16 protein-coding genes and 2 other RNA genes are annotated in these 21,026 nt (G+C 66.0%); 10 read left to right on the top strand and 8 right to left on the bottom strand.

The genetic code is table 11. The features are described from left to right. From AC1KVE_RS14855 to AC1KVE_RS14840, 4 genes are all read left to right on the top strand, one after another. Window positions 1-292, top strand: a 292-nt coding sequence (locus AC1KVE_RS14855) for a calcium-binding protein (protein ID WP_481092418.1), incomplete at its 5' end; no start/stop codon positions are given. Between the two features lie 229 nt (window positions 293-521). Further along, a complete protein-coding gene (rsgA, locus tag AC1KVE_RS14850) occupies window positions 522-1,613 on the top strand; it encodes a ribosome small subunit-dependent GTPase A (RefSeq protein ID WP_481092417.1) in 1,092 nt (363 codons plus the stop codon). Further along, window positions 1,613-2,875, top strand: coding sequence for a flavohemoglobin expression-modulating QEGLA motif protein (locus AC1KVE_RS14845; protein WP_481092416.1), 1,263 nt, complete (start codon window positions 1,613-1,615; stop codon window positions 2,873-2,875). Before rsgA ends, AC1KVE_RS14845 begins: the two co-directional genes overlap by 1 nt. Before the next feature lie 237 nt (window positions 2,876-3,112). After that, complete coding sequence (locus AC1KVE_RS14840; protein WP_481092415.1) at window positions 3,113-3,793, top strand: type 1 glutamine amidotransferase domain-containing protein; 681 nt, start codon at window positions 3,113-3,115, stop codon at window positions 3,791-3,793. A 67-nt stretch (window positions 3,794-3,860) separates the two neighbouring features. Here the strand turns inward: AC1KVE_RS14840 and AC1KVE_RS14835 are convergent. The 3 genes from AC1KVE_RS14835 to AC1KVE_RS14825 form a co-directional block, all read right to left on the bottom strand. Beyond that, window positions 3,861-3,937: non-coding RNA, sX9 sRNA (locus AC1KVE_RS14835), on the bottom strand. 331 nt (window positions 3,938-4,268) lie between these two features. Then, complete coding sequence (locus AC1KVE_RS14830; protein WP_481092414.1) at window positions 4,269-6,188, bottom strand: amylosucrase; 1,920 nt, start codon at window positions 6,186-6,188, stop codon at window positions 4,269-4,271. A gap of 34 nt (window positions 6,189-6,222) precedes the next feature. After that, window positions 6,223-8,679 carry a TonB-dependent siderophore receptor gene (locus AC1KVE_RS14825; protein WP_434981737.1) on the bottom strand — a complete coding sequence of 819 codons (2,457 nt, stop codon included), beginning with the start codon at window positions 8,677-8,679 and terminating at the stop codon, window positions 6,223-6,225. Window positions 8,680-8,946: 267 nt separating this feature from the next. Here AC1KVE_RS14825 and AC1KVE_RS14820 point away from each other — a divergent pair, with 267 nt between their 5' ends. Further along, window positions 8,947-10,266, top strand: a complete 1,320-nt coding sequence (locus tag AC1KVE_RS14820; protein ID WP_481092413.1) for an MFS transporter — start codon at window positions 8,947-8,949, stop codon at window positions 10,264-10,266. Window positions 10,267-10,403: 137 nt separating this feature from the next. On the opposite strand, the gene AC1KVE_RS14815 is transcribed toward AC1KVE_RS14820, so the two are convergent. Then, window positions 10,404-11,435 (bottom strand): LacI family DNA-binding transcriptional regulator, encoded by a 1,032-nt coding sequence (locus tag AC1KVE_RS14815; protein ID WP_024938961.1) that lies wholly within the window; start codon window positions 11,433-11,435, stop codon window positions 10,404-10,406. A 291-nt stretch (window positions 11,436-11,726) separates the two neighbouring features. On the opposite strand from AC1KVE_RS14815, the gene AC1KVE_RS14810 reads away from it, so the two are divergent. Continuing rightward, window positions 11,727-11,802: non-coding RNA, sX9 sRNA (locus tag AC1KVE_RS14810), on the top strand. 4 nt (window positions 11,803-11,806) lie between these two features. Here AC1KVE_RS14810 and phbB read toward each other — a convergent pair. The 3 genes from phbB to AC1KVE_RS14795 form a co-directional block, all read right to left on the bottom strand. Beyond that, window positions 11,807-12,547, bottom strand: coding sequence for an acetoacetyl-CoA reductase (gene phbB, locus AC1KVE_RS14805; RefSeq protein WP_024938962.1), 741 nt, complete (start codon window positions 12,545-12,547; stop codon window positions 11,807-11,809). A 121-nt stretch (window positions 12,548-12,668) separates the two neighbouring features. Continuing rightward, a complete protein-coding gene (locus tag AC1KVE_RS14800) occupies window positions 12,669-13,997 on the bottom strand; it encodes a CitMHS family transporter (protein ID WP_024938963.1) in 1,329 nt (442 codons plus the stop codon). A 102-nt stretch (window positions 13,998-14,099) separates the two neighbouring features. After that, window positions 14,100-15,293 (bottom strand): OprO/OprP family phosphate-selective porin, encoded by a 1,194-nt coding sequence (locus tag AC1KVE_RS14795; protein WP_024938964.1) that lies wholly within the window; start codon window positions 15,291-15,293, stop codon window positions 14,100-14,102. Between the two features lie 243 nt (window positions 15,294-15,536). Here AC1KVE_RS14795 and AC1KVE_RS14790 point away from each other — a divergent pair, with 243 nt between their 5' ends. The 4 genes from AC1KVE_RS14790 (at window position 15,537) to AC1KVE_RS14775 (ending at window position 19,495) form a co-directional block, all read left to right on the top strand. After that, the gene (locus tag AC1KVE_RS14790) at window positions 15,537-16,238 is read left to right on the top strand and encodes a response regulator (protein WP_016904741.1); all 702 of its coding nucleotides are present in this window, start codon (window positions 15,537-15,539) and stop codon (window positions 16,236-16,238) included. Beyond that, window positions 16,231-17,616 (top strand): sensor histidine kinase, encoded by a 1,386-nt coding sequence (locus AC1KVE_RS14785; protein ID WP_016904740.1) that lies wholly within the window; start codon window positions 16,231-16,233, stop codon window positions 17,614-17,616. Before AC1KVE_RS14790 ends, AC1KVE_RS14785 begins: the two co-directional genes overlap by 8 nt. Further along, window positions 17,616-18,665 (top strand): ABC transporter substrate-binding protein, encoded by a 1,050-nt coding sequence (locus AC1KVE_RS14780; RefSeq protein WP_024938966.1) that lies wholly within the window; start codon window positions 17,616-17,618, stop codon window positions 18,663-18,665. Before AC1KVE_RS14785 ends, AC1KVE_RS14780 begins: the two co-directional genes overlap by 1 nt. 191 nt (window positions 18,666-18,856) lie before the next feature. Beyond that, window positions 18,857-19,495 (top strand): response regulator, encoded by a 639-nt coding sequence (locus AC1KVE_RS14775; protein ID WP_024938967.1) that lies wholly within the window; start codon window positions 18,857-18,859, stop codon window positions 19,493-19,495. Window positions 19,496-19,685: 190 nt separating this feature from the next. Here AC1KVE_RS14775 and AC1KVE_RS14770 read toward each other — a convergent pair whose 3' ends face one another. Beyond that, window positions 19,686-20,756 (bottom strand): aldo/keto reductase, encoded by a 1,071-nt coding sequence (locus AC1KVE_RS14770; RefSeq protein ID WP_481092412.1) that lies wholly within the window; start codon window positions 20,754-20,756, stop codon window positions 19,686-19,688. Between the last annotated feature and the right edge of the window lie 270 nt (window positions 20,757-21,026).

Raw genomic sequence — 21,026 nt, 5'->3', positions numbered from 1 at the left:
TCGTGTCAGTTTTGGAAGCGGGATTAATCTGGATGATACGGTCTTCACTCGATCTGGTAACGATCTACTTGTCACCTTGAAGGGAAGTCAAGATCAGCTGGCAGTAGCAAGTTGGTTTGCCTCAGACTCATCCCAAGTTGAATATCTGGATTTTAATGATAGATCAGTAGCTGCTAGCGAAGTATCCAGCTTGATTGATGCTATGGCGGTGGCAAATGCCTCTTCTGTGTCATTTATTGCATCGCGTGAAACTCAAGAGACGAAGTTGATGCTCGCAAGTTCGGCTATCTAATTGATCATCACTATATAGCCGACGCCGGGCCCCGCCATTTGGCGGGGCCTTTATTTTATTTATGCGTTAAGTTATTGCTGGAGCGGAGTTGCCAAAGATTCGGTATATTCCTCGCAAGAATTTCAAGTCATATTTTCAGATTTGAGGTCCGTTGTCTCAGGGTGTGTGAATGCCGGCAAGCGTATTGAGCAAACGTGGCAAAACCCACCATACCCTCTAGAATCGCCCCATGAGCAACGCACCCCCCGATTACCCCACCCTCCAATCCATTGGCTGGCCCTGGCCTGGCCCTGCCGAGGATCCGGCCTGGCAGGCGCTCTTTGCCGCGCATCCGCAGGCGTTGCCGGCGCGGGTGGTGGAGCAGCACCGCACCGGCTATGTGGTGGCCGATACGCCGGAGGCCGGTCTCAAGGCCGAATCGTTGCCGGAGTGGCAGCGGCCGCGGTTTCCCAGCCATGAGCGGGCGTCGGTGGGCGATTGGGTGCTGATGAAGGGCAAGCGCATCGTGGCCTTGCTGCCACGGCGCACCTCGATCAAGCGCGGTGCGGCCGGCGAGCATTACCACCAGCAGGTGATCGCGGCCAACATCGATACGGTGTTCATCGTGTGCGGGCTGGATGCGGACTTCAATCCGCGCCGCATCGAACGCTATCTGCTGCTGGTCGGCGGCGGCGGTGCCGAGCCGGTAGTGGTGCTGACCAAGGCCGACCAGACCGAATACGCGGAGGACGCATTGGCGGTGCTGGAGGAACTGGAAGCGCAGAACATCCCGTTGCGCGCGGTCAACGCCAAGGATCCGGACAGCGTGGCGGCGCTGCGGCCGTGGCTGGGCGATGGCCGTACCGCGGTGCTGGTGGGCTCGTCCGGTGCCGGCAAGTCGACGCTGACCAATACCCTGCTCGGGTCGCAGAAGATGAAGACCAATGCGGTGCGCGAGAACGATTCGCGCGGCCGGCATACCACCACCCATCGCGCCTTGATTCCGTTGCCGTCCGGTGCCTGCCTGATCGATACGCCCGGCATGCGCGAACTCAAGCCCACCGGCGAAGAAGATCTGGCCGAGGGCGGCTTCTCCGATGTGGAAGCGTTGGCGGCGCAGTGCCGCTTCAACGATTGTGCGCATATCGCCGAGCCCGGCTGTGCGGTGCGTGCGGCGATCGAGGCCGATACGCTGGATCCGGAGCGGGTGGCCAATTACATGAAGCTGCGCGTGGAAGTGGCCGCAGCGGCCGAAAAGCTTGCCACACGCCTGGCGCAGAACAACCGGGGCAAGGGGTCGGGCCGGCGGCCTGCCAGCGTCGATCGCAACGGACGCCGCTGATGCCATCGCGCAAGGGGCCGCCGGACATCGTCCATCATGCGGTGCTGGATGCGCGCCTGGTCAAGGCCGTACGCGGTGTGCGTCTGCTCGCGCTGGCCAGCTGGCCGCGCTCGCTGCAGGAGCCGTTCCTGCAAAGCGTGGCACGTGGGCAGCCGGAGCTGCCGCAGGTGGAGTATCCGCGACTGGATTTCGGCGATACCCGGCGCGAGTTGGCGGCTATTGCCAAGCAGGCCGATCCGCATCACCCGCTGGGCGCCTACCTGATCGACTCGACGCATAGCTGGGGCCTGGCCGCCGGCCTGCTGGAATCGCTGGGTACTCCCGCAGTCAGCGATTACTCGGCGCAGCTGTTCGGCGTGCCCGACGACCCGATGCCGGGCAACGGCCCGAGCACGCGCGAGGCAGCGCGGCATTTCATCCAGATCGCGCAGGAGCTGGACCGTGAGCTGCTGGCGCCGGAAGAACAGGTGCCGGTGTCGGCAACCGCCCTGCGCATGCAGCTGCAAAACGATCTGGACGCCTTCTTCGAAGGGCGCGTCATCACCGTCACGCTGGATCCGGATCTGCTGGCCAAGGCGGCGGCCGGCGCGCATCGCATCCGCCTGCGCAGCGGCGCCACCTTCAGCGATTACGACCGCGCGCAGCTGTTCCATCACGAGGCACTGGTGCATTCGCTGACCGCGCTCAACGGGCGTGCGCAGGTGCACCTGCCCAGCCTGGGCATTTCCTCGCCGCGGACCACCGCGACGCAGGAAGGCCTGGCGACGTTTGCCGAGCAGATCACCGGCAGCATCGATATCGAACGCATGAAGCGCATCAGCCTGCGTATCGAGGCGATTGCGATGGCGCGCTCGGGTGCGGACTTCATCGAGGTGTTCCGCTATTTCACCGCAGGCGGGCAGAGCGCGGCGGAAAGCTTTTCCTCTGCGCAGCGCGTATTCCGCGGCGTGCCGACCTCCGGCGGCGGTGCCTTCACCAAGGACACGGTGTACCTGCGCGGGCTGGTGGCGGTGCACACTTTCTTCCGGCATGCGCTGCAGCGCGATCAGCTGCAGCTGTGCCGTTACCTGTTCGCCGGCAAGATGGCCCTGGGCGACGTGGCGCGCTTTGCGCCCTTGTTCGACAGCGGCGTGCTGGTCGCCCCGCGCTGGTTGCCGCCGTGGGTGAGCCGGGTCAGCGGCCTGGCCGGCATGCTGGCGTTTTCGTTGTTCGCCAATCGCATCCGCATGGATCAGCTGCAGCCACCGGCGATGAACGTTTGAAGCCTGCCGCGCAACTTGCGCGCAGTTATTGCGCCAGCGCGGCGGCGCGGCGAAGCTGCCGCTGGCGCGAGTCGGGCAACACCGCGCAGCGCCTGACACGTGCCTGGCAGTGCATTGCTTCCACTGCAAGGCGCTGAACGGTAAGCATCGTGCCGACGCGTTCTACACGATGCTGCAACGGACTGCACCGGACACTGTTCGCCTTGCCCGAGATGGGCCATGACACGAGGCGATACGATGAAAATCCTGATGGTGCTCACTTCCCACGACCAACTCGGCGATACCGGCAAGAAGACCGGCTTCTGGCTGGAGGAGTTTGCCGCGCCGTACTACGTGTTCAAGGATGCCGGCGCAGACATCACCCTGGTCTCGCCCAAGGGTGGCCAGCCACCGCTGGACCCCAAGAGCGACGAGCCCGATGCGCAGACCGAGGCTACCAAGCGCTTCAAGCAGGACACCGACGCGCAGCAGGCTTTGGCCAGCACGCAGCGCCTGGCCGACGTCAAGGCCGATGACTTCGATGCGGTGTTCTATCCGGGTGGCCATGGCCCGTTGTGGGACCTGGCCGAAGACGTGGATTCAATCGCGCTGATCGAGGCATTCGCCGCGGCCAACAAGCCGCACGGCCTGGTGTGCCATGCACCGGGCGCGCTGCGCCGGGTCAAGGGCAGCGATGGCAAGCCGTTAGTCAACGGCCGCCGCGTCACCGGCTTCACCAACAGCGAAGAAGAGGGCGTGGGTCTGACCAAGATCGTGCCGTTCCTGGTCGAAGACGTGCTGACCGAACTTGGCGGCCGCTACGAGAAGGGCGCCGACTGGGGCGTGCATGTGGTCACCGATGGCTTGCTGGTCACCGGCCAGAACCCGGCTTCGTCGGAGAAGGCTGCCGAGGCGCTGCTTGAGTTGTCGAAGCGCTGATTCTGCAGTTGTCGTCTGGTGATACCTGGACGGCCACCGGAAGATATCGCGACGTTTGATTTGGAGCGGCCAACAAGACGGAGCAAGTAGTCGTCAGCTAAGGTGCGGACGTCGCGGAGGCACCGGAGTGTACGCGTGGTGCATACCGGTGCCGAGCGGCAGCCGCACTCGTCTGATGGTGAGCGCAGCAGTTTCTAGCGTTATTCGTCGTGTTCTTTCAGAGCGCGGCAGCGTCCGACAACCGGACGCAAGCTGGTGCTCGTAACCAAACGAGCCGGCCATGGTGACTGGCCCTTGTCCGCCCACCGTCGCGGGACCTTACGCGGCATGGATGCCGCGTAAGAGCCTACACGGACGTACTTGCGGCGTGTCCTGCGATGGTGGGCGGGCAAGGGCCCGGCTGCCAGGCCACAGATCGTCCGCCCTAGCCGCAGATGGTCCGCCCTGCAGTGCGCGACAACCTGCACAATCGCGTTCAAGCAATACGCTCCAGCCAACGCACTGCATACGCCGGCAGCACCAGTCGCATGTCATTGCTCAGCGACTCAGCAGCCGTCTCGCCGCCATCTGCCACCACCTTCCATCGGCCATCTCCGAACGCGGCAAGCTCTATCGTCAGCGGTTGGTCGCCGAAGTTGTGCACGGCCAGGAAGCGATCGCCACGCGTCAATGCAAACAGGCGTGCATCGCCCAGCGCAACGCTGCCCAGCGCCTGATCGGCGGCCAGTGCGGGCAGCGCGGCACGTTGCCGGATCAATCCACGTAGCCGGCGATACACCGTGCCGCTCAGACTGGCTGCATCTTCGCGCTGCGTTGCAAGCTGCCAATCCATCGCCGGGCGATGCAACCAGCGACCTTCGTGCCGACGCTGCGGATCGTCGCGGTAGCTGCCGTCGTTGGGCAGGGCGAGTTCGTCGCCCATGTAGATCAACGGCACGCCCGGCATCGCCAGCGCGATGGCATAGAGCAACACCAGCCGATCCACCGCCATGCGCAACGCCGCCGTATCGCCCGATGCCTGTGCGGCCTGGATCCCGGCCAGTGCCGCGGCCATGCCATTGGTGCCGTGCACGCCGTCGCCACTGCTCTGGAAGCTCTCGCCACGCGCGTAGCTGCCCGGCACCTCGTTGGCATAGAAGCGCGCGACATCGCGCAGCGCGAATGGCGGCTGCGCGGCGTTGCCGGCGGCTTCGTGTTGCAGCACGTTCCAGCCGATGTCGTCGTGGCAGCGCACATAGCTCAGCCAGGCGCAGTTGGCCGGCAAGGGCGGGCTATGCACGATGACGTTGTGCAGGATGTCGCCGCGTTGCAGTGCCAGCGCCGACCAGCCGGCCGCCATCAGCGTGCTGTGATAGGCCAGGTGGCATTCGTGGCCCTGGTCCGCACCGCTGCCGAAGTAGGGCGGCAATTGCGTCATCGGCACGATGGCTTCGGCCTTCATCACCACCGACGGCGCAACGATGTCGGTGACCGCGCGCAGCGCCACCAGCAGGGTATGCGCCTCGGGTTGGTTCATGCAGTCGGTGCCGGTGCGCTTCCACAGATACGCGGTGGAATCCAGGCGGAAGGCTTCCACACCCAGATTGGCCAGCTGTAGCATCGCCAGCGCCATCTCGCCGAACACCGCCGGGTTGCTCCAGTTCAGATCCCACTGATAGGGATAGAAGGTGGTCCACATCCACTGGCCGGTGGCATCCACCCAGGTGAAATTGCCGGGCGCGGTGTGCGGGAAGACCTGTCCCAGCGTGGCTTCGTACTGGTCGGGCTGCGTGCGATCGGCGAAGTGATGGTAGTAGTCGAGATAGCGCGCATCGCCGGCCCGCGCCGCCTGCGCCCAGGCGTGATCGTCGGCGGTATGGTTGAGCACGAAATCCGCGCACAGGCTGATGCCTGCCTCGCGCAGGCGTGTGGTCAGTGCGACGAGATCGTCGTTGCTGCCCAGGCTCGGCTCCACCTGGCCATAATCGCTGACCGCAAAGCCACCATCGTTATCCCCGGCGCGTGCGCGCAGGAACGGCAGCAGGTGCAGATAGCGCACACCCAGTTCCTGCAGATACGGCACGCGTTCGGCCACGCCTTGCAGCGTGCCGGCAAAGCGGTCCACGTAGGCGCTGTAGCCCAGCATGTGCTGCTCGCCGAACCAGCCGGGCTGACGCGTGACGTCCAGCTGTTGCAGCGCCTGCGGGCGCTGCTGTGCGTGGCTGCCCAACGCACTCAGCCACTGCGTCAACCAGGATGCAGTGTCGGGGCGTGCGCCGTACAAAGCGTGCAGGGCATCCAGCAGACGCGGCGCATGGCGGTCGAAGCGCGGCAACAGCACGCTCGCACGCTGCGCATCCAGGGGCGCGGCAAAGGCCGCGCGCAATGCAGAGAAATCGGTGGGGGAGGTGCTCATTGTCAAGCGCCGGGACGAACCCGGCGAGGGGTCCTTAGAAATCGTAACGCAGGCTGATGCTGGTGGTGCGGCCGGCAATCGAGCGCGCGCGGATGATGCCATTGGCCGGGATGCTGGCTTCCTCGGCCTCGGTCAGGCCGAAGGTGTTGAACAGGTTGTTGACGTTGAGCGCGACGGTGAGTGCGTCGGTCACGCGGTAGTCGCCGAACAGGTTCACCTGCGTATAGCCCGGCATCTTCAGCTGATTGGAATCCTGGGTGTAGGCATCGGTGGTGCCGATCAGGTTGATGCCGAACTGGTAGCCGTCGCCGCGATAGCTGGGTGTCAACTGCCACACCACATCGGCCTGGCGACGCGGTACGTTGCCGGTGTTTTCCGGAGTGATCTGGTCCTTGGAAATCTCCGCATCGGTCCAGGTCAGGCCGCCGTTGACGGTGAAGCCTTCGTAGCGGTAGCTGGCTTCCAGCTCCACGCCGTGCGCCTCGTAGCTGCGGTTGAAGAAACGCTGGCTGGTGACTTCGAAGTTCTGTTCCTCGGTGCGTGCCGAGAACGCGGTGGCGAACAGGCTCAGGCCGTCGCGGCGCCACTTCAGGCCGGCTTCGGCCTGGCGGACCACGTTGACGCCTTCATCGGAGGAGACCGAGCCGTCGTCGCGGACCACGCCGAACAGCAGGCGGTCGGCATTGGCGCGTGCGCCGCGGCTGATGCGCGCGAACGCGCCCAGGTCCTCGTTGATCAGGTAATTGCTGCCCAGCGAGTACGACAGGTAGTTCCAGTCGTAATCCACCGGCCGTGCGTTGGCGGTATCGACCGTGGCCACGCGCTGTTCCACCGGCTGGATCACGCCATCGCCGTTGACGTCCAGGTTCTGCGCGATCGCGGTGCCGGCATAGCTGCCGCGTGCATCGCCCATGTCGTAACGCAGGCTGCCGTCGATGCTGAACTTGCCGCTGTCGAAGGTCAGTGCGACGTACGGCGCGTTGACGTCGTAGCGCACGTCGTAGCTGCGGGTGATGCAGCAATCGCCCCAGAACGGGGTGCCGTACGCATACAAGCCATTTTGCGAGCGCGACACGCCGCCGGCATCGACCACGTTGAGCAGGCGCGAATCGCGGCCCAGGCTCTGCACATAGGAGTTCCAGGTCCAGTCCATGTCGATGGTCTGGCGCGAGCTGTAATAGCCCATGCGCAGGTTGAGCGTGCGGCCGTCGCCGCCGAACTCGCGCGAGACGCTGAGATCGTTGGTGACGTTGCCCAGGTCGTTGATCGCCACGTTGAACAGATGCGTGCGGATCGCGTTGCCGGTGTAGGCCTGTCCGGCGTCCGGGCCGCTGGCCTCCACCAGTTGCGCGCCGGCGCCGCCGATGGACGCGGCCAGCGTGGCGGCATCGGTGACCTCGGCCGGGAACGGGCTGACGAAGCGGCCGCTGTTGTCGGCGATGCGGAACTTCTCGCTCAGGTTCCAGCCGCTGCCCAGGTCGAACCAGGCCTCGGCGCCGATGGTGCGCGAGATCGGGTGCATGCCGTCGCCCAGGTCGGTGCGGCGCGGCTGGTTGTTGCCGTCCAGGCCGACATCGGTACGGAAATTGCGGCTGTACAAGGTGTCGTTGCCCGGATCGAAGCCGGCAAAGCCGCCCAGGTCCGGCGAGCCGTCGCGGCCACGCACGGAGGTCGGCACCGGCAGATAACCGGCGGCGCGATCGTTGAGGTATTTGCCGTAGACACGCACGTAGCCGTTCTCGAACAGCCGGGTCAGGTTGGCCTTGAGCTGGCCGCCCTTGTCGGTGGTGTAACCGGCATCGCGCACGCCATCGCCCTGGCGGAAGAAGCCGCCGATGTTGAACTGCCAGTTTTCCGCGAACGGCGCGCCGTAGTCGAAGTCCACGCGGGTGTTGTCGTAATCCAGGCCGCGGCTCACGCCGACGCTGCCGCCTGCGGTGTCGCCGGTCTTGCTGATGAAGTTGATGATGCCGCCGGGCGCGTTGCTGGTGAACGTCGATGCCGAGCCGCCGCGGATGGCTTCGATGCGGTCCAGGGTGAAATCCGAGCGCAGGAAGATGTCCGAGTTGCCGAAGGCGATATCGCCGAATTCCATCACCGGCAGGCCGTCCTCCTGCAGCTGCAGGAACTTGGCGCCGCCGGAGGCGACCGGCAGGCCGCGCACGGCGATGTTGGCATTGCCTTCGCCACCGCTGGATTCGGAGCGGATGCCGGGGATGTTGCGGAAGATCTCGGCGGTGCTGCGCGGCGCCGACTGTTCGATCGCCTCGGCGCCCACGGTGCTGACCGACACGCTGGACTTCAGCTTGGTGGTGGCGGTGGAAGTACCGGTAACGAACACCGAATCCAGATTGACCGCGGCGCTGTCGGCGGCCGGCGGGGTGACGGGTGCGGCCGTGGTCGCGTCCTGCGCCAGCGCGGCAGGCGCGCACAGGCAGGAGGCGACCGCGCAGGCCAGGGCATGCAGGCGCAGGGTGTGCAAGGTGGACATTGCGGTTCTCTCTCTCACGGATGGTGGTGTGCCGACGCCTGCATCGTCCCCTCCCAGGGAGTGGCCGTGTGGCCTGCAGTGCGAGCGCAGTAATACGCCCCAATACAATCGATTGCAATCTTGCGCTGCAGCATCATTTCTCGAATCGAGAGCTTATGTTTAGACAAGCGAAAACGTGTTGCGGCGCAGCGTTACAATCGATTGCAAAGACGGCAGGGTACAGTGCGCTGCGGCCACTGGGAGCCGCACCGATGCCCAGGGTTCTGCATGTCGTCGACCGCTACTCCGTTCTCCTTCGCGCGCATCCTGGCGCTCAACGCCGGCTTCTTCGGCGTGCAATACAGCTTTGGCCTGCAGCAGAGCAACATGAGCCCGATCTACAACTATCTGGGCGCCGATCACGCGAGCCTGCCGTACCTGTGGCTGGCCGGGCCGATCACCGGGCTGGTACTGCAGCCGTTCGTCGGCGCGTGGAGCGACCGCTCGGTGACCCGCTGGGGCCGGCGCATGCCGTACATGGTGCTGGGCGCGCTGGTGTGCAGCCTGTGCCTGTTGGCGATGCCGTTCAGCACTGCGCTGTGGATGGCGGTGTGCCTGCTGTGGATCCTGGATGCGGCCAACAACGTGGCGATGGAGCCATACCGTGCGCTGGTCAGCGATGTGCTGGCGCCACCGCAGCGGCCGCTGGGCTATCTCACCCAAAGCGCGTTTACCGGGCTTGCGCAGACGCTGGCCTATCTCACCCCGCCGTTGCTGGTGTGGATGGGCATGAACCAGGACGCCGCCAATGCGCACCACATTCCCTATGTCACCATCGCCGCCTTCGTGATCGGTGCGGGGTTTTCCGCGGCCTCGATCCTGCTCACCGCGCGCAGCGTGCGCGAGCCGGTGCTTGCGCCGGCAGAGATCGCGCGGATGCGCCAGACCGGTGCCGGCCTGGGCGCCACAGTGCGCGAAATCTACGGCGCCCTGCGCGCGATGCCGCCGACCATGCGCCAGCTCGCGCCGGTGATGCTGTTCCAGTGGTACGCGATCTTCTGCTACTGGCAGTACATCGTGCTGTCGCTATCGACCAGCTTGTTCGGCACCACCGAAGCCGACTCGCATGGCTTCCGCCAGGCCGGCCTGGTCAATGGGCAGATCGGCGGGTTTTATAACTTCGTCGCCTTTCTGGCTGCGTTTGCGATGGTGCCGGTGGTGCGCCGCATCGGCCCCAAGTACACGCATGCGACCTGCCTAGTCGCGGCCGGCGTGGGCATGTGGGTGTTGCCGGGTATCCAGGACCGCTGGCTGATGCTGCTGCCGATGATCGGCATCGGGCTCGCCTGGGCCAGCATGATGGGCAACCCGTACCTGATGCTGGCCGACAGCATTCCGCCCGAGCGCACCGGTGTGTACATGGGCCTGTTCAACCTGTTCATCGTGCTGCCCATGCTGATCCAGATCGTCACCTTGCCGCTGTATTACGAGTGGCTGTTGCACGGCGACCCGCGCAACGTGATCCGCCTGGCCGGCGCACTGATGCTGGCCGCCGCTGTGGCGATGCTATGCGTACGCGTCCGCAAGCCCAAGGCAGCAGTGGTGTAGCCGCGACGCGTTACGCCTGTGTCGCGGCGTACTGAAACAACCGACCGCGATCACGTGGACAGCAACGCGTAGCTGTGCACCGCACGCCATCACACACGCTCTTACGATTCCCCATTCCCCATTCCCCATTCCCGGCCTCAAGCCGACTCACGCACCACTAATTTCACCGGCATTTCCACCGACTCCACCGCTTCGCCGCCGATCAACGCCAGCAGCCGGTCCACCAGCAGGCGCGCGGCCAGGCCCAGGTCCTGCCGCACCGTGGTCAACGGCGGTTGGCTGTAGGCGGCCAGCGGAATATCGTCGAAGCCCACCAGCGAGATGTCCTGCGGCACGCGATGCCCGGCTTCGACCAGGGCGCGGATCGCACCGACCGCAATCACATCGGAGGCGGCGAACAGCCCGTCCGGCGGATCGGTCTTCTTGAGCATTGCGCGGGTGAGGCGGTAGGCGTCTTCGCTGAGGAAGTGGCTGCGCGCATGCAGGCGCGTATCGAACTCCAGGCCATGTCGCTGCAGTGCATGGCGATAGCCGGCAAAGCGCGGGGCAACCTCGGGCAACTGGTCGTCGCCGAGAAAGGCGATGCGGCGACGGCCGCTGGCAATCAGATGTTCGGTGGCCAGCGCGCCGCCCTGGAAATTGTCGCTGCCCACGCTGATGTACGACTGCCCGTCGATGCGGCTGCCCCAGACCGCCATCGGCAGGCCATCGCGCGCGGCTTCGTCCAGCGCGGCATGTTCGGAACTTTGCCCCAGCACGATCACGCCATCGGAGCGGCTGCCGCGTGCGAGTTGTTCCACCCATCCATCCTGATGCCGGTCGAGCTTGGACAGCAGCATGCTGTAGCCGCGCCCGGTCAGTTCCTCGGCCAGCAGCGCCAGCATTGTCATCATGAAAGGGTCCGACAGCGGCTGGTCCAGCGCATGCATCATCGGCACTGCCACGCTCACCGTGTTGGAGCGTTTGGCGCGCAGGCTGCGCGCAATCGGATCCACCTGGTAGCCGGCATCGGCGGCAATCTGCTTGATGTACGCACGCGTCCGCTCGGCCACCACCGGGCTGCCGGCCAGGGCACGCGACACGGTGGATTCGGACACGCCTGCCATGCGGGCGATGTCGGCCATCTGCGGGCGGGCACCCGGCGTGGCGCGTTCTGAAGGTTTGGCCATGTCAGCGCAGTGCGGAAAAACCCGAGTGTAATCAGTTCGCGCTGGAGGCGGGTTGATCGACGCAGTGGCGGCCGCTTGTGCGCGCTGGGCAATGCAATCACGCACCTGCATGCAAGCGGCAGGCGCGCGGGGCGTGCATGACAGCGGCCACGACTAGCGCGGGGCTTTGGAGCGGTGAGGCTTCAGGGGAGTGAGGCTTCAGAGCAGTGATGCATCGGAGCGGTGATGCTTCACCGCCATTAGCAAGGACTGCGCTCAGCGCCCGGCTGGCGCGCTCGGCGTTGGAACCGCATGTCTCCTCCGCACAGTCCTGCTCGGGCGCGCCGTCTGTATCGAGCTGACGACCGATCGCTACGGTCTGTCAGCGGCTCTCAACCCATGTACAGACCACCGTTGACCGCATAGTCGGCGCCGGTCACGTAGGCGGCCTCATCGGAGGCGAGCCAGGCGCACAGCCCGGCGACTTCGGCCGGTTTGCCGAGCCGGCGGATCGGCACCGAGGTAGCCAGGCGGTCGAGCACGTCGGGTGGGAAACTGCTGATCGAGGCGCTGGCGATATAGCCCGGCGAGATGGTGTTGACGGTGACCCCGCGCGAGGCCACTTCCTGCGCCAGGGCGCGGCTGAAGCCATGCATCGCCGCCTTGGCGGTGGCGAAATTGATCTGCCCGATCTGGCCCTTGTGCGCACTGACCGAGCCGATGTTGACGATGCGTCCCCAGCCGCGCGCGGTCATGCCGTCGACCACCTGCTTGGTGATGTTGAACAGGGAATGCAGGTTGCTGGCGATCACCGCGTTCCAGTCGTCGCGGCTCATCTGCCGGAACAGGGTGTCGCGGCTACCACCGGCGTTGTTGACCAGCACATCGATCTCGCCGACCTCGGCCTTGACCTTGGCGAACGCGGCCACGGTGGAATCCCAATCGGCGGCATTGCCTTCGGAGGCGACGAACTCGAAGCCCTGCTCGCGCTGTTCGCGCAGCCAGGAGGTCTTGCGCGGCGAATTGGGCCCGCAACCGGCGACCACGGTATGCCCGCTGCGCGCCAGCTTCTGGCAGATCGCGGTACCCACACTGCCCATGCCACTGGTGACGTATGCGATGCGAAGTGTCATTGCTTGAACTCCTTCGGAGTTGGGATTCGGGATTGGGGATGAGGGGATTCGTAACAGCGGGCATTGGTTCGCTCTGGCTTTGGCGAATCCCCAATCCCGAATGCCGAATCCCGGCGCGCGGCTAGCGCGCCAACGGAAACAGGCCAAACAACAACCCGCCCGCCAACATCAGCAGGGAGATCAGCACCGCCCACTTCAGCGTGAAGCGTTGATGGTCGGCGAAGTCGACCTTGGCCAGGCCGACCAGCAGATAGGTCGATGGCACCAGCGGGCTGAGCAGATGCACCGGTTGCCCGGCCAGCGAGGCGCGCGCCATTTCCACCGGGGTGATGCCGTAGTGGCCGGCGGCCTCGGACAGGATCGGCAGCACGCCGAAGTAGAACGCGTCGTTGGACATGAAGAACGTAAACGGCATGCTGACGATCGCGGTGATCACCGCCAGATACGGGCCCCAGCTGTCCGGGATCACCGCCAGGAAGCTGCGCGACATCGCTTCGACCATGCCGGTGTTGGACAGGATGCCGGTGAAGATGCCGGCGGCGAAGATCAGCGACACCACCGACAGCACGTTACCGGCGTGATTGACCAGGCGGCGGCGCTGCTCGGCCAGGTTGGGGTAGTTGATCATCAGTGCCAGCGCAAAGCCGATCATGAACAGCACCGGCATCGGCAGCACGCCGACCACCAGCGCGGCCATCAGCGCCAGGGTCAGGAGCAGGTTCACCCACAGCAGCTTGGGCCGCTTCATGTCCTCGGTGTCTTCCACGCGCGGCAGTGCATCGCTTTCTTCGGGGATGCTGGTGTCCAGCCAGTTGCCGTCGGCCGGCAGGCGCACCACGCCCAGGCGGCGCCGTTCGCGCATGCCCAGAAACCAGGCCAGCGTGAGGATGCCGGCGATCGCCATCGCCATCGCCGGCACCAGCGGCACGAATACATCGGCCGGATCCACATGCAGGGCGGTGGCGGCACGAGCGGTGGGGCCGCCCCACGGGGTCAGGTTCATCACGCCGCTGGCCAGGATGGTCACGCAGGTGAGGTTGAGCGCGTTCATGCCCAGGCGCTGGTACAGCGGCAGCATCGCCGACACGGTGATCATGTAGGTGGTGGAGCCATCGCCGTCGAGCGAGATCAGCATTGCCAGGATTGCTGTGCCCATCACGATCTTCAGCGGATCGCCCTTGACCAGGCGCAGGATGCGGCCGACCAGCGGATCGAACAGGCCGGCATCGATCATCACGCCGAAGTAGAGGATGGCGAACATCAGCATCACGCCGGTGGGCGCGATCTTCTTGATGCCGTCGAGCATCATCTCGTTGATGCCGGTGCCGAAGCCGCCCAGCAGCGCGAACACGATCGGCACCGTGATCAGAGCCACCAGCGGCGACAGCCGCTTGCTCATGATCAGGTACATGAAGGTGATCACCATTCCGAAACCGAGCGCGGTCAGCATGCGGGCAAATCCTTTGAGGCGTACAGCAGGGGGAGAGTGGAGCGCGCGGCGGCGGGTGCATTGCGGCAGCGGTGACGCATCGTGCGAAGGTCAGGCAAACGGTCAGAAGTCGTACTGGAAGCGGCCGGTCACCGCCAGCGTGTGATCGACCACCGCATCGGCCATGCGGTCGCGGTTGCGGCTGTCGATCACATTGAGCATCACGCGCAGGTTCGGCTTGAAATACCAGTTGCCGCCCAGCGTCCACGACTGCGTGCTGGCATTGATGAAGTCGGGTTGGCCATCCAGATGCTGATCGCCGCGCATGTAGTCGTAGCGCAAGGCCAGCTCGAACGCGCCGGAGGGACGATTGGGCGTCTTGATCCGGCTGAAACGTCCGGTCTTGCGGTCGTAGCCGCGCGACTCGCCGGTGACGAACCAGCTGACCAGGCCGTAGCTGGCCAACACCTTGGCATGCTGGGAGCCGTCGTCGAGCAGGCCGCCGCTGAATTCGCTCTGCCACGACCATGGGCCCAGCACTTCGGCGTATTCCAGCGACCATTTGTCGAAATCGGTATCGCGGCCATCGGCAAAGCGCGCCAGGGTGATGCGGCTGTTGTTGGCCAGATCGTTTTCCGGACGTGGACGGATCAATAGGGACGCCGCGCCGCCGCTGCCCGGATGCGAATAGCGCTCGTGCGCCAGCGACACGCCCAGGTGGCGCAGCCGTGCCTCGCCCATCTCCGGTGCGAAGGTCAGCCGCGTGCCGAGCGCGCCGCCCTTGGTCGAGGAATTGTCGATGCTTTCCAGGCTGTAGGCCGCGGTGGACCAGGTCGCATCGGGGCGATTGGCCTGCCAGGAGATCGCCTTGCGATAGATCGGCGCCAGTGTGGTGGAGGCATAGCCACGTTCCAGGAACGGGCCGTAGTTGGAGCCGGTGCGATCGTCCAGCGAGAAGTACTGCTTGAACTGGCCCACGGTCAGCGTACCGGCGGAAAACTTCTTGGCGATGTACACATCGCGCGCCAGGATGCCGCGGCTGCCGGACTCGTATTGCAGGCCGGCAAATTCCGCCTCGGCCTTGTAGGTGAAACCGTAGAACTTGCCGGCCACATCCAGCCACACGCGGCGGAACTGGGTGTCGTTGCGCTCGGGCGTGCCGCGTTCGTCGTTGTCGAACACGGTGAAGTCCCAGTGCACGCGCCCACCCACCTCGGCGGTGACCGGGCCGTCGCCCTCGGCCGCATGCGCCGCCGGTGCCAGGCACAGCGCGGCGCAGGTGGTGAAGACGCGCAGACGCAAGGTGTCGTTGCTCACAGACCCTCCCAGGTACATGTGTGAATCACGTTCAGCGATGCACCGCACAAGCACGCTGCGGCGCGTTGGCAGCAGCCTAGTCCGGTGAAGCTGTCATGGACCTGTCGTTTGGGGCGGGGATTGGGGAGTCGGGATTGGGGATTGGCAAGAGTCAAAGAAGCTTTTGTTTGCGTGGCCTGTTACCTTCCGGCCGCGGCCAACCGCCTTTGCGAATTCCCAATCCCGACTCCCCAATCCCCGCCCATGCGCCTGCTGCTAGTCGAAGACAACGCCGATCTCGCCGATGCCATCGTGCGGCGCATGCGCCGTAGCGGGCATGCGGTGGATTGGCAGTCCGATGGCCTGGCGGCGGCGAGTGTGCTGCGCTATCAGAGCTTCGATCTGGTGGTGCTGGATATCGGCCTGCCCAAGCTGGATGGACTGCGCGTGCTGGCCGGGATGCGCGAGCGTGGCGATACCACGCCGGTGCTGATGCTGACCGCGCGCGATGGCATCGAAGACCGCGTGCAGGCACTGGATGTCGGGGCCGACGACTACCTGGGCAAGCCGTTCGATTTCCGCGAGTTCGAGGCGCGTTGCCGGGTGCTGCTGCGGCGCAACCGCGGGCAGGCCAGCGAGGTGGTGCAGATCGGCGGGTTCGTGTTCGACAACGCCGCGCACACGCTGGTGCTGGACGGGGTGCCGATCGAGTTGCCCAATCGCGAATACCGCCTGTTCGAGATCCTGATCGGGCGCCTGGGCCATGTGGTTGGCAAGGACGAGATCGGCAACGGCTTGTTCGGTTTCGACGACGATGCCGGGCCGAATGCGATCGAGCTGTATGTCGGCCGCCTGCGTCGCAAGCTGGCGGGCGCGCCGTTGCGAATCGTCACCGTGCGCGGCGCCGGCTACAAGCTCGAAGAAGCCGATCCGCATGCGCCGGTGGAGCCGGGCGTCGATGGCTGAGCCGCGCATGGTGGCACCGTCGATCCGGCGCACCTTGCTGCTGTATCTGGGCAGCCTGTCGGTGCTGGGCGCGGTGGTGCTGTTCTTTGCCGCACGCGACTATGGTGAGCGGGCCGCCAACCGCTCCTACGACCACCTGCTGGTGTCCTCGGCCCTGTCCATCGTCGACAGCGTGGCGCTGGTCGGCGGCGACTGGCAGGTGGACCTGCCGTATGCCTCGCTGGACCTGCTCGGCATGGCACCGGAAGACCGCGTGTTCTACCGCGTGTTCGATGCGCAAGGCCGCACCATCACCGGCGAAGAGAGCTTGCCGTTGCCGGCGCGTGCGCCCGGCGACGAGCGCCCGGTGCTGTTCGATGCCGTCTACAGCGGCGAGCCGGTGCGCTTTGCGGTGGTGATGCATCGGGTGGCATCGGCCTCCGGGCAGGGCGAGGTGCGCGTGCAGGTCGGTCAGACCCGGCGCGCGCGCGATGCGGTGGCACGCGATGTGGTGCTCAACGCGCTGGTGGCGATCGGCGTGCTGTCGCTGCTCGCCCTGGGCCTGGTGTGGCTGGGCGTGTATCGCGCCCTGCGCCCGTTGCAGCGTATCGAGCGCGACCTGTCGCGGCGCGAGCCCTCCGACCTGAAACCGCTCAGCGTGCCGGCGCCGCAGGAAATGCAGTTGATGGTGACCGCGCTCAACCGCTTCATGGCGCGGCTATCGTCCAGCAACGAAACCTTGCGCGCCTTCATGGCCGAAGCCGCGCACCAGATGCGCACGCCGCTGGCCGCCTTGCGCGCGCAGGCGCAGCTGGCGATGGACGACGACGACCCGCGCGAGATGCAACGCAGCCTGGTGGCGATCGAACGCAATGCCAGCCATATGAGCCGGCTGCTCAATCAATTGCTCAGCGACGCCAGCGTGATCCACCGCGCCAACCTGCAGCGCTTTGCCACCGTGGACCTGGCCGAAGTGCTGCACCAGGCCTTGCACGAGGCCTTGCCGCGCAGCGACGGCGCACCGCGCGTGCACCTGGCGATCGACCCGCAACCGGCACTGCTGCGCGGCGATGCACTGCTGCTGCGCGAGGCGCTGAAGAACCTGATCGACAACGCCTGCAAATACGGTGCCGGGGCACCATTGCAGGTGGCGCTCACCAGCGACGGCAGCCATCACGTGCTGACCATCGCCGATCACGGCCCCGGCATTCCCGCCGCCGAGGCCGAGCGCGTGTTCGAGCGTTTCGTCCGCGGGCCGGATGCGCCGGCAGGCGGCGCGGGGCTGGGGCTGGCCATCGTCAAGCGCGTGGTCGAAGCGCACGGCGGGCGCATCGATCTGAGCAACCGCGTCGGCGGCGGGCTGATCGCCTCGTTGCATTTTCCTGGAGGGACGCGGTGATGCGCGTGCTGTTGCTGATGGTGGTCTTGCTGGCGCCGGTTGTTGCGCGTGCCGCGCCCGGCGATGTGCGGGTGTTTCCCGCGCACGGCCCGAAACAGGCGCAATTACGCGTGCAAGGCTCCACCGACCTGGAAGTGTTCGGCGCGGTCATCCAGGACTACCAGCGCCTGCATCCGGGCACCGAGGTGATCTACGAGGACGTGATCGCCTGGGATATCTACGAGCGCTATCTGCATCCGGGCAAGGCCACGCCTGCCGCCGACATGCTGATCAGCGCCAGCATGGACCTGCAGACCAAGCTGGTGAACGACGGCCACGCGCTCGCGCATCGCTCCGCGCAGACCGAAGCGCTGCCGGCGTGGGCGCAGTGGCGGCACGAAGTGTTCGGCATCAGCTACGAGCCGGTGGCGATCGTCTACAACACACGCAAGCTGGCGGCCGCGCGGGTGCCGCGCACGCGCCGGCAGTTGCTGGCCTTGCTGCGCGCGCCCGACGCGCCGCTGCGCGGCCGGGTTGGCACCTACGATGTCGAGCGCAGCGGCGTGGGCTATCTGTTCGCCACCCAGGACGGGCAGGTCGGCAGCATTGCCGGCGCGTTGCTGGCCGCGTTGGGGGCCAACCAGGTCAGGCTGGAAGAACGCACCGGCACCTTGCTCGACCGCGTCAGCCGTGGCGAGCTGCTGCTGGCCTACAACGTGCTCGGCTCCTATGCGCAGACGCGCATCGACGCCGGCGCCCCGCTGGGCATCGTGCAGCCGCAGGACTACACGTTGGTGGCGCTACGCACTGCGGTGATCCCCAGGACTGCACCGCACGCGCCGGAGGCACGCAGGTTCCTGGATTACCTGCTCTCGCCACGCGGCCAGCAGGTGCTCTCGCGCGAGGCGCGGCTGATGCCGATCCTGCCGGCCGCCGGCGGCCGTGGCGGCCCGGCGCAGCCGCCGTTCCGGCCGATCCCGCTCGGCCCCGGCCTGCTGGTGTATCTGGACAAGCTCAAACGCCGGCAGTTCCTGGATGCCTGGCGGGCCAGCACGCAGCCGCCGCGCTAGGCAAGCGCGACGACCTGCGCGAACGGCCGCATGCCGGCGCGGCGTGCGCTGCCGGTCTTGGCGTGCAGGGCGTGGAGGCGGCGATTTCCACGCCCATGCTGGCTGCCCGGCAGGCCCGGTGCTTGCGCAGCGGGGCAGGGATGGATGCCCGGACGCGGGAAACCGACACAGCCATGTGCCAGACTTGGCGCATGGCCGATCTCACCATCCTCGTCGCCGACGACCACCCGTTGTTCCGTGCCGCCGTGATCCACGTGCTGCAGCAGACCCTGCCGCAGGCCGATGTGGTGGAGGCCTCCAGCGCCGCCACGCTGAGCGCGATGCTGCGCTCGCACCCCCAGGCCGAGCTGGTGCTGCTGGACCTGGCGATGCCGGGCGCACGCGGCTTCTCGGCGCTGCTGCACGTGCGTGGCGAGCATCCGGACATCCCGGTGGTGGTGATCTCCTCCAACGATCACCCACGCGTGATCCGGCGCGCGCAGCAGTTCGGCGCGGCCGGCTTCATTCCCAAATCCACCCCGGCCGAATCGATCGGCACTGCGGTGGCCAGCGTGCTGGAGGGCGGCACCTGGTTCCCGCCGATGACTGCCGAGCGCTCGGAGGCCGACGCGCAACTGGCCTCCAAGCTCGCCCAGCTCACCCCGCAACAGTTCCGCGTGCTGCTGAGCCTGGCCGATGGCCTGCTCAACAAGCAGATCGCACACGAACTCGGGCTGGCCGAGAACACCGTCAAGGTGCACGTCACCGCCATCCTGAAGAAACTGGACTGCTACAGCCGCACGCAGGCGGCAGTGCTGGTCAAGGCGCTGGAGCCGGAAGGCGAGGGCTGATCGCTCCTGGTGATCGTGTGCTGCATCGTGTCTTGCGATGACGATGACGTGCTGGGACGCAGCACCGTGCAGAACGGCGATGCAAACGCGCGATGACGTGACGGATTGATCGGTCGTGCCGTTGTCGGTGAAAAATCATTGCACGTCAGGCAGTGCATCGCCGACGGATCGTCCGTCGGCGATGCATCCATCAACTGCGTAACTGCACCTTGTAGGTGCCGTAGATGAGCTGCTGCGCCATCGGTCGGCCGATAAAGCGCTCCGGAAAGATCGGCGCCAGCGCGCTGATCCGATCCAGCCGAGCCAGGTGTTCATCGCTCAAGACGATTTCCAGCGCACCGAAGTTGTCCTCGGCCTGCTGCAGCGTGCGCGCGCCCATCACCGGCGAGACCACGGCCGGATTGCGCAAGGTCCAGGCCAGTGCCACCTGCGAGCGCGAGGCGCCCAGTTCCTCGGCGACCGCACCGACCGCATCGGCGATGTCCAGCGAGCGTGCGTTGAGATGCCCGGTCGAGGCGATCACGCCCTTGCGGCTGGTCGAGACCTCGGCTGCGTTGTCGTCGGAGAGATCGGCGCGGCTGTACTTGCCGGTCAGGATGCCACCGCCCAGCGGCGACCATGGCAACACGCCCAGGCCCAGCTCGCGTGCCATCGGCAGCAGCTCGTGTTCGACGCTGCGCTCGACCAGGCTGTATTCGATCTGCAGCGCCACCAGCGGCGACCAGCCACGCAGGTCGGCCAGTGTCTGCAATTGCGCCACCCGCCAGGCCGGGGTGTTGCAGATGCCGAGATAGAGCACCTTGCCCGACTGCACCAGATGCTCCAGCCCGCGCATCACTTCCTCCGGCGAGGTGGTGAAATCCCAGGCGTGCAGGTACAGCAGGTCGATGCGGTCGGTGTCGAGCTGGCGCAGGCTGGTCTCGACCGAGCGGATCAGGTTGAGGCGATGATTGCCACCGGCGTTGATGTTGTCCGGATCGCGCGCCATCGTGAACTTGGTGGCCAGCACGAAGCGCTCGCGGCGGTGCTTGAGCAGCGCGCCGAGGATGCGCTCGGAGCCGCCGTTGGTGTAGTTGACTGCGGTGTCGATGAAATTGCCGCCGCGGTCGGCATACGCATCGAAGATGCGCCTGGCTTCGTCCACGTCCGCGCCCCAGCCCCAGGCTTCGCCGAAGGTCATGGTGCCCAGCGACAGCGGCGAAACGCGCAGGCCGGAGCGGCCGAGCAGGCGATAGTGGTCCAGCGACAGTGTCTGACTCATGCGGTGTGTCTCCCGGTAGTGGCGTTGTGCGTGTTGCGATGCACTGTGCCGCGGGTCGCCGGGTCGGCGTGAGCCTGGTGATCCGGCATTCTTGCCCGATCGTCCGGATCGTCAACTCGGTATCGTCACGTAGGGGGGCGCGCTACTGGGAGGCGATTGAGCGACCAAGACGCTGATGTCTGCGACTTCGTTGCAGGGCCCTTGCCCGCCCACCATCGCAGGACACGCCGCGAGTACGTCCGTGTAGGCTCTTGCGCGGCATCCATGCAG

Source organism: Xanthomonas sp. NCPPB 2864 (assembly GCF_056675615.1).
Note: the sequence above shows the minus strand (reverse complement) of the source record. Positions and strands in the feature narration are given on the sequence as shown.